Genomic DNA, 8768 nt, shown 5'->3' on the forward strand with positions numbered 1-8768 from the left:
ACGGCGGCAATCGCATTTGCCGGATAGGTGGCGCGGCCCAGCGCATGGGCGATGCCCAGCAATTCGCCTGGACTTATATAGCGGACAGTCACGTCTTGACCCTCCGGCGTCGATCTCACCACGCGCACATGCCCGTCGAGCAGCAGGAAAAAGGAATGGGCGTCCTGCTCCTGTTCGAAAATCAGGTGATCCTTGGCAATCCGCGCGGATCTTGCCTGCCCGACCATGCGGTCGAGATCGGCGGCGGCCATGCCCTCGAAAATGGAGAGCCCGGCAATCAGCGAGCGATCGAGGCTGGCCAACCGTATTACTCCTCAGCTTGATCGCCACAACGCGTCCAGATCATTTGGCCGGACTGTGTCATGGGCGACCGACTGGCGGCAAGTGATGCACAGTCGAGCGATGCTCAATCTCATGCCGTATCTCTAGCAATAGCTCGAGATTCTGCCGTACCGCCTTGGCGACGGGCAGCTGGTCGTTGCGCAAGCATTTGCCGAGTTCCCAATAGGCTTCCGCGCCGCTTGCCAATACCTTGGGTGCGCCGTTGATTTTGTAGCGATAGTCGATCCCTTCGCGTTTGAACCAAGCATGGCAGAGGTAGGTCCATGCGACCATGGCTGTGGTGATGAAGATCTCTGCGCGGAAATGGAGGCCCGCTGAGTTGAAGTTATGGACTGCGGCGATCATTGCCTCGCGGGCCTTCACGAGCAGCTCGTCGCCCCTTAGGCTGAGGCCCGTCTCACCGTCCACATCCGGCCAACAGTTTAGGAATTCGGCAAGTTGCTCCGAATTGGCTGGCTTGATCGCCTTGTGCTTTGCTTCCGACCGATTTCCGAAATCTGCCGATGATTGATCGAGCGCGTCGGCCGGGTGAAATAGGCAAGGATGTCCTGGTCGTTATTATTCTTGGTCGCGAGCATTGCCTTGACCAGTGCTACTTCCCAGCGTTCAACATGATGGCCCCTTTTCCGGTTTGGCATGGCTTGAAGATCCTGCTTTTAGTTACCCAAGAGGGCGCGCCGAGTTGGTCCCGGTCGAAGCGGCAAGTCACCTCATCGGCCAGCGACTGGAGCCTGCCGTCTAGGCAATCGTAGGGGCAGCAGTCACGAACGTGCGATACTATCGACGCGGCCTTCACTGTTGTGCGTGCGCAACCATGACAGCAAGGCCTTCGTTGTTTCTGCGCCCTGCGGAGAAGGTGTCGGAGTGATTTCGAGCAATCGGATCATGCGTGTCGTTTGCTCGTTGTCTAAGCGCACGGTTGTCCTCTCACTAAGCTTCATTATTCCCAGCCACAGTTGAATCTCGTGGGTTCCGACTTGACCCACCTCAACCTTTCGCACTCGCGCCTTTATCATGGCGGCAATTCGTTCGTCCGAGGGTAATTCAAGATCAGCCAGGATTGCATACTGTGGCAAGAACAGTGTGGCGCTACCTAAGAGTGACAAAGCTCTAAGTCCCGCTTCACCATCCGCCATTAAATTCTCAGAAGCTCAGACGTGACCCTGGTTTTGAGGTGCGCCAATAACGAGGCCGGCAGGCACCCATCTGGCAGATGGTTAGACAGAGAGAACAGCGCCCCTGACAAATCACCTGTATTTGCGTTGGCAACCGCTTCTTGCAGCCACCCACAGGCTTCGAGCACCTTGAGTAAATAGCGGATAGCCTCTCCGTCTCGACTGCTAAGTCGCACTAGGTGCGATAGGTGAGATATCCCTGCAGACAACCATCGGAGTGGATCGGCATCTGTGATTTGTCTGTCGCACAGAGGTCTTGCAATATCCTCTCGTCCTTTTTCTGCAAACCAGGCAGCGGCCGTCACAGTTTCTGGAACCAACACCGCGCGGGCGTACGAAAGCTGAGCCTCCGTCCACTCCTGGACGTCAATTGATGAAAGCAACTGTTCTCCTGCCGGATGTTTGCGCAGAAATGCAGCAGTCTGATGTGCCGCAGCCGCATAGAAAAAAGTAGAAACCTTGCCGGCCCTAATTTGTTGAACAGTCGACTTGCGTATTGCCTCAAGCGATAACGAAAAATTTCGCTCGTGGAGCACGGTGAGCGCTCGAATCCAGTTGCTGACGTGTCTCGTCGCTGCAGCTAGGCGCCAGAGCCCAGGGTCACTTGAAAGAGCCCTGTCTAGCGCTGTCCACTGGCTCCGGTGTCGTCTTAGCAAGGATGTAATGACCGCGGACAATTCGTCGAGGTTTGCACAGGTATTGATCCAACTTCCGTCCGGAACTGAGGCCATCGCGATGTTCAAAGCCGCCGAGCGTTCGGTGTCGCTGGGCCCCACCCCGGCGAGACGAAAGGCTACGGGGATGCTGGTTTGCGAGGCGGCGAGCCGCTCTGCTTTCCCGCCATCTGTTACAACTCCCCTCCACCGGCGTCGGCGATGACAAGCCCGCTGGCCATCGAGCGTGCCAATCCTGCGTCTCTCCGGGGAAGAAGTTCTTCGGTGGGTTCGATTTCCACCCGCGCGAGGGCAGCCAAACGAAGCAAATTATCGGCTTCAGGTGTGTTTTGCACCGGCTGCCAATAGTGGCTTCGCACACCGTCGACGGCGTCTTCAGGTGTGAGCGTAAGCTGTCCACGTGATATTGCGGTGAGGCGCCTCTCTACCGCAGCACTAAAAGCTACGAGATCGACGCTTGAGTGTGGACCTTCTGAATCTCCCCCAAAAGTGTCGATCCATTGGTTCATCTGTTGGACCGAAACGGAAAGGCACCCTAGCCCCGATACGCCCCAACAATCGCGCCAGAACGCCCTTCAGGGCGGCTTCCCTGGCACGGAGGACCAGAGGCTCTATCGTGCCGAGGGGGGAGCCTTCTAGGTTCTTTTGCTCCCTACCCAGCAGCAGCAACTTTGGCTGCACGACCTCCGACAGACGGTCCCATTCACTGGGATCGACCCCTCCTACAAGTTGCGACTTGCGACTGTCACGTCCCGGGTCGTGGCGGCCCTCGCAACAGCCGCTGCGAGTGCGACCGGCCCGAACTTCAGACTGGGTACCGCGCTGGAGCAGCGAAGTGAGGCTCGATGGGACTTGGGACATGCTGATGGGGCGCATATCCAGTCAGGGAGACCACCTTGTCCGCTCCCCACAGTCCGGCAGTGGAAATCAGGCCGCTCATTGGCCCAAGCTCGCTGCTGTGAGGTCGAGCCTCATCGGGAGCTTGCGATAGACCGAGAACGGCTTGACCGGCATCAGGTCACAGATCCGCGAGCTCCAACGGAGGCATGAGGGCCAGCGAACCGACGCCGCAATGGATTTTTAACGCTTCCGCCACGTCATGGATGGCATCGCTTGGCGTATCGAAGGCGCCGAGGTAGCCGGCTTCGTCTGCCGCGATTCCTAGCTTGATCTTTGTACATCGCGTAGGCGGCAACCGAGACTGAAATCTGGGACATGCCATCATGGCCGACGAAGCGGATGCGCTTGCCGCCTCGTCATAGCTGCGGATTATTGAACGCGGTCCGTGAACAATTTTTTGCATTCCTATCTATCGAGTGCCAAAGCGCCTATAGGACGGGTGCGGTCGCCATCAATGACGGCCCCAGAAAGAGCCCCCCATGAAATTCCGGCTACTCCACGACCGCGTCATCATCCGGCGCGCCGAAAGCGACACCAAATCCAAAGGCGGCATCATCATTCCCGACAATGCCAAGGAAAAGCCGCAGGAAGGCGAAGTCATCGCTGTCGGCCCAGGTGCGCGCGACAAAAATGGCGCGCTGATCGCGCTCGACGTCAAGGCGGGCGACTTCATCCTGTTTGGCAAATGGTCGGGCACGGAAGTCAAGATCGACGGCGAAGACCTCCTGATCATGAAGGAAGCCGACATCATGGGCATCATCGACAAGACCGAGATGGCCAGCACCGACAAAGCCGGAGCGGTCAAGAAGGCCGCCTGATCTCGCTGTTCCCAAAACCCGAACTGGATAAGAAAATGTCTGCCAAGGAAATCAAATTCTCCACCGATGCACGGGATCGCATGCTGAGCGGCGTCGAGATCCTCAACAACGCGGTGAAGGTCACACTCGGCCCCAAAGGCCGCAACGTCATCATCGCCAAAGCCTATGGCGCGCCGCGCATCACCAAGGACGGCGTCACCGTCGCCAAGGAGATCGAGCTTGTCGACAAGTTCGAGAACATGGGCGCGCAGATGGTGCGCGAAGTGGCCTCGAAGACCAACGACCTCGCCGGCGACGGCACCACCACCGCCACGGTGCTGGCTTCATCGATCCTGCGCGAAGACGCCAAATTCGTTGCCGCCGGGATGAACCCGATGGACCTCAAGCGCGGCATCGATGTTGCCGTTGCTGCCGTCGTCAAGGAGATCAAGGCGCGAGCCAAGAAGGTCAAGTCGTCAGCCGAGATCGCCCAGGTCCGCACTATCGCGGCCAATGGCGACGCCTCTGTCGGCGAGATGATCGCCAAGGCGATGGACTAGGTCGGCAATGACGGCGTCATCACCGTCGAGGAAGCCAAGACCGCCGACACCGAGTTCGCGGGCGGGGATCGTCGACGCCGAGTACCGGGTCGCGCGTTGCTATCTCGAAGGCTCGGGTGTCCCTCCGAGCCGTACAGAAGGCGCGCGGTGGCTACTGCGGGCAGCCAGCCACGGGAACGCCGATGCGCAAGCGCTCCTCGCCGCTCTTTATCTGACCGGACTGGTGGCCGAGGACGCTGACGGCCAGAGCGCCGGATCCGAGCAATTGTTCAAACCAGATTGCCCAAGCAAACCAAACTTCGCGGCCGCTTTCGACTTTGCCTCCAAGGGGGCCGAGGCAGGCTCGTCTACGGCACAGGCGATCCTTGGATTTATCCTTACCAGCGGCCCCAAATCGATGCGCGATGCCGATGCGGCGCACCGCTGGTACGAGAAGTCGGCTTCTGCGGGTTGCGCCGAAGGGTGCCTTGGCTTCGCCCTGTCGCTGGCGCGCCGCGGCAAACGCGAAAACCGGGTCAGGATAGCCGAAGAGGTAAGGCGCGCAGCCGACGCTGGGCTGCCGACCGCAACCTATCTTCTTGCGGTTCTTACCGAGCACGGGCTCGGCGTGACACGAGACATGGCTGCAGCCGCTCAACTCTATCAGGCTGCTGCAGAGAACGGCCTGCCCTCCGCCCAGTTCCGGCTGGGATTGGCGCTGATTGACGGTGCACTCGTCGACCAGGATGTCGCTGCCGGAGAGGCGTGGATGCGACGTGCCGCCTTGGCCGGCAATATCGAGGCAGCCCATCTCCTGGGCAATCACTATGCGAAAACGCAGCGGCCGGATTTTGCAGAAGCCGCAAACTGGTATCGGCGAGCGGCCGAGGCGGGCCACCAGGCCGCCGCCCGCGCTTTGGCCTCGCTCTATTTGACGGGAAACGGCGTAGCCCAGGACGTCGAAGAGGGAGCACGCTGGCTGCGCGCTGCGGCAAATGGCGGCAATCAGGAGGCACAGATCGATCTTGCCAATCTTGTCCTCGCAGGAGCCGGAGAGCCGGATGACAGTGCTAGCGTTGCCGGATGGTTCGAAGCGGCCGCTTCATCGGGCGATCTGATCGCCGCATTCAATCTTGGGCTCTGCTTCGCCAACGGACTCGGTGTTCGCCAGGACGAGGGGCAAGCGGCGCAATGGCTAAGGCGCGCGGCCGAAGGTGTTCCCGACGGGCAATACATGTATGCCCGCCTCCTCCAGGATGGGCGCGGCGTTGCGGCCGATCCATCGCAGGCCCGCGTCTGGTTTGCCCGCGCAGCCAATGCCGGTATGCTCGACGCGCAAGTGGCACTTGCCGAGATGCTGCTCAACGGACGCGGGGGCCGGCGTGAGCCTAAAGTTGCAATGCAGCTTTTCGAGCAGGCCGCCGACGAGGGTCATGCCGGGGCGATGTTTGCGCTTGGAGCGCTGCATAGCGCTGGCCTGGGCTTGCCGGTCGACCAGATGACAGCGCAGAAATGGTACGCCGCCGCTGCCGGACGTGGACATGGCCAAGCCCAACTCATGCTCGGCCGTTATCTCCTCAAAGGTCTCGCCGGAGAGCGCGACGCGGTTGCCGCTCGCCTTTGGCTCGAGCGCGCGGCCGCACACGGTATCAGTGAGGCGGCCGACGAACTCGCTGAGTTCGCCTCTGGATGAGACCTGCATGTGCAAGCACGCCAACCCACGCACCTGCCACGAACAAGGACAACCGGAGAATTTTACGTTTCGTGCCGAAGCCATTGGCAGTCCTTGACTACATCGGGCCGCGGATGGAGGAGTTCCGATCGCGACGCCAGTCCCTGATCGACCTTGCCGGACGCCGGGAGCGCCAGGCACAGATGTTCGCCGACTAGCAGTACTTGCGACCTGCCGGTCGTTTGCGGTTCCCTTCCCCCTTAACCAAAAACAAAGTGGGTGCAATCCGTATGCTTTACAAAATCCTAATTTTCGACTTTAGTAATATGACATGTAAAGAGACGTGCGACTGAAACAGGGGCGGTCGCGCGAGTAGTTGGGGGTTTGGGGTTCGTAAGACGAATTGTCAGGATGTACCTAAGGTGCGACCGGCTTGGCGTGCCAAGGGTTTACCTATGTTGGTAATTCCGGGGTGTCCTGCATTTGTCTTTCGCTTTCCGAACTTTCTTACCGAGTGGTCGCCGAGGTGTCGGCGAAGGGCAGGGGTAAGTGCGAGTAGGTCGGAGAGAGTCGCCACCGCGAGGCCAGTGCAGGAATGCCGCAGGCTTTGTCCGTTTGAATGGTCGCGCCCCCGCGCAGGCGACTTCACAATGCGTGCGCGACCCAGAAGAACTGCTGTTCATCGCCCCCGTCGTTCCTGATCTTCCAACGTCGTTGAAAAAATTGCGGCCCGAGATGGGCGTGATCGTGCCCAGCGCGAAGTGGCCGGCCGCGCCCCAGATGACCGCGGCAATAAAGGGGCGCGACAATGTCTCAGCCGTTCGCCTGGCTGCGCTTGGCGCATCGGCTTCTTATCCGATGCATGGTCGCCTGTCTGGCGCGCCGATGAGGCGCGCGAGACAGCCGCAGTCGGCGAAGGCGGCGAACTCCGGCTGTGGAACTGCGAGGCCGGCACCGGCGCCAATGGCCGCGCTTTCATTAATTCCATGTCGCACGCGGCCAGAAGGTCGGTCGCTGGCGATCGAGTGAACTCAATGGGCAGTCGCAGGCATCAGGGTCCTGCCGCCGCTGAAAAGGAAGCAAGTCATGGCCTCGACAACAAGCAATGGCGCGACGGTCGACAACCTTAATGTGCTCGACACCCTTACAAGTGATAACATCGGCGGAAGCCAGATTATCGCACTGCAAGATATCGCATACGCCCTGTTCGCCACTACGAATGCGACGCAACTTCAGACGATCGATAACGCGTTCTGGACAGACAATCTGACGCTTACGTTTCAAGCTGCGGGCACCGGCCAATACTACACACTGTGGGCGACATCGCTCGACAACTTTTCGTTCGCACAGAGCGACCACTATGGAAACCTGCTTGCCGGCTCCCCTGCTGTCACCTTCAGCGCTAACAGCGCATCCGCTTTTCTGAGCGCTTTTTCCAGCAACCCAAGCCTGGCTGGCTCGGGCCTGTCGAGCACCTCTCTGCTCGCTTCTCTCGACATCAACAGCAGTATTGGCAAGAACGTCTTTCAAGCGACACTCAACGGTCAGATCGCCAACGTCTTCAGTTACGCCAGCGCGACTGATTCCTTCAATGGCACCGGGTCGCAGTGGGATGTGATCAACAATTTCAAAGCAGGCGTCGACAAACTCGATTTCAGGAAGCTCCTCAACGACAATATGATCGTCGGCTCGCAGGGCGGGCAGACCGCCTCCAGTGCGGGGCTGGGGGAATTCTTCTGGAAGGGCCAGCAATCCGCCAACACGACCAACCTCGGGGCCGCTGGCGCTTTTGCCGTCTGGTATACCACAGACGGTAGTGGTGGATCGTTCGTTTACACAGATACCAACGGGGATGGCATCGCCGATCTGAAAGTAAATGTCACTGGGGCCTCGACGCTCACGCCAAGCGATTTTCTCGGAGTCGATCCCCCAGCTGCGTTCACGGTCAAAATCAATCCGATCGAGCCTAGCCAGTCAAACCCTTGGCTGCTCAACTCCGCCGATGCAGTTGCCGGTGTCACCATTACCGGTACGGTCGCGAACTTTACGTCCAGCGCACATCTCATCGTCAGCCTAAATGGTCATAACTATACGGCCACGGTTGCCTCGAACGGTACATGGTCTGCTGTCATTCCAGCCGCCGATCTCGCGCATAACCTGCTGCCCGACGGCAGCTACACTCTTGGTGCGACGGTTAAGGTTGGATCTAGCACTGCGGCGTCCGATTCACATTCGCTGACGGTGGACGAGACGCCGCCGGCGATCGCGATCAACACGATCGCGGGCGACAATCGTCTCAACCTGGCGGAATCCGCCTCCAACCTGACCATCAGCGGCACTGCCACGGGGGTGGAGAACGGCCAGACCGTCAGCGTGGTGCTGAACGGGCATACCTACACCGGCACGGTGAGCAATAACGTCTGGTCGGTCACCGCACCGGCTGCGGACCTGGCGCATGGGCAGCTGGCCGACGGCAGTTACTCCGTGACGGCGAACGTGTCGGATCTCGCCGGCAACCCGGCGACGCAGGCGAGCAAGACGCTGACGGTGGACGAGACGCCGCCGGTGATCGCGATCAACACGATCGCGGGCGACAATCGTCTCAACCTGGCGGAATCCGCCTCCAACCTGACCATCAGCGGCACTGCCACGGGGGTGGAGAACGGCCA

Annotated in this window: 9 protein-coding genes and 1 pseudogene; 4 read left to right on the top strand and 6 right to left on the bottom strand. The window is 59.9% G+C overall.

Going from position 1 to position 8768, the window contains the following annotated elements:
* From FJ938_RS29030 to FJ938_RS29055, 6 genes are all read right to left on the bottom strand, one after another.
* On the bottom strand, positions 1–302 hold a 302-nt coding region (locus FJ938_RS29030; protein WP_140700047.1), incomplete at its 3' end, for a cyclic nucleotide-binding domain-containing protein.
* A 58-nt stretch (positions 303–360) separates the two neighbouring features.
* Complete coding sequence (locus FJ938_RS30215) at positions 361–705, bottom strand: DUF3644 domain-containing protein (RefSeq protein ID WP_246673589.1); 345 nt, start codon at positions 703–705, stop codon at positions 361–363.
* A gap of 398 nt (positions 706–1103) precedes the next feature.
* Positions 1104–1478, bottom strand: a complete 375-nt coding sequence (locus FJ938_RS29040) for a hypothetical protein (RefSeq protein ID WP_140700049.1) — start codon at positions 1476–1478, stop codon at positions 1104–1106.
* On the bottom strand, positions 1478–2053 hold the full coding sequence (locus tag FJ938_RS29045; RefSeq protein ID WP_140700052.1) for a hypothetical protein: 576 nt from the start codon (positions 2051–2053) through the stop codon (positions 1478–1480). The genes FJ938_RS29040 and FJ938_RS29045 overlap by 1 nt, the downstream gene beginning before the upstream one ends.
* Before the next feature lie 311 nt (positions 2054–2364).
* Positions 2365–2700: a hypothetical protein gene (locus tag FJ938_RS29050; protein ID WP_140612786.1), complete on the bottom strand. Its 336-nt coding sequence runs from the start codon at positions 2698–2700 to the stop codon at positions 2365–2367.
* A gap of 509 nt (positions 2701–3209) precedes the next feature.
* A complete protein-coding gene (locus FJ938_RS29055; protein WP_246673590.1) occupies positions 3210–3494 on the bottom strand; it encodes a hypothetical protein in 285 nt (94 codons plus the stop codon).
* Positions 3495–3570: 76 nt separating this feature from the next.
* On the opposite strand from FJ938_RS29055, the gene FJ938_RS29060 reads away from it, so the two are divergent.
* The 4 genes and pseudogenes from FJ938_RS29060 to FJ938_RS29075 form a co-directional block, all read left to right on the top strand.
* Positions 3571–3909 (top strand): co-chaperone GroES, encoded by a 339-nt coding sequence (locus tag FJ938_RS29060; protein WP_140612787.1) that lies wholly within the window; start codon positions 3571–3573, stop codon positions 3907–3909.
* Positions 3910–3944: 35 nt separating this feature from the next.
* Positions 3945–4445 (top strand): annotated as a pseudogene (locus tag FJ938_RS29065) (TCP-1/cpn60 chaperonin family protein); the annotation flags it as partial.
* 10 nt (positions 4446–4455) lie between these two features.
* Positions 4456–6120 (top strand): SEL1-like repeat protein, encoded by a 1665-nt coding sequence (locus FJ938_RS29070; protein ID WP_140612788.1) that lies wholly within the window; start codon positions 4456–4458, stop codon positions 6118–6120.
* 1065 nt (positions 6121–7185) lie between these two features.
* A partial coding sequence (locus FJ938_RS29075) for an Ig-like domain-containing protein (protein ID WP_140700054.1) occupies positions 7186–8768 on the top strand: 1583 nt, incomplete at its 3' end.

Source organism: Mesorhizobium sp. B2-4-14 (assembly GCF_006442155.1).
Taxonomy (GTDB): domain Bacteria; phylum Pseudomonadota; class Alphaproteobacteria; order Rhizobiales; family Rhizobiaceae; genus Mesorhizobium.

Bases quoted from the DNA above. Each gene is read 5' to 3' on its own strand.
- FJ938_RS29050 (WP_140612786.1), bottom strand. From the start codon at position 2,700: ATGAACCAATGGATCGACACTTTTGGGGGAGATTCAGAAGGTCCACAC.
- FJ938_RS29060 (WP_140612787.1), top strand. From the start codon at position 3,571: ATGAAATTCCGGCTACTCCACGACCGCGTCATCATCCGGCGCGCCGAA.
- FJ938_RS29055 (WP_246673590.1), bottom strand. From the start codon at position 3,494: ATGCAAAAAATTGTTCACGGACCGCGTTCAATAATCCGCAGCTATGAC.
- FJ938_RS29040 (WP_140700049.1), bottom strand. From the start codon at position 1,478: ATGGCGGATGGTGAAGCGGGACTTAGAGCTTTGTCACTCTTAGGTAGC.
- FJ938_RS29070 (WP_140612788.1), top strand. From the start codon at position 4,456: ATGACGGCGTCATCACCGTCGAGGAAGCCAAGACCGCCGACACCGAGT.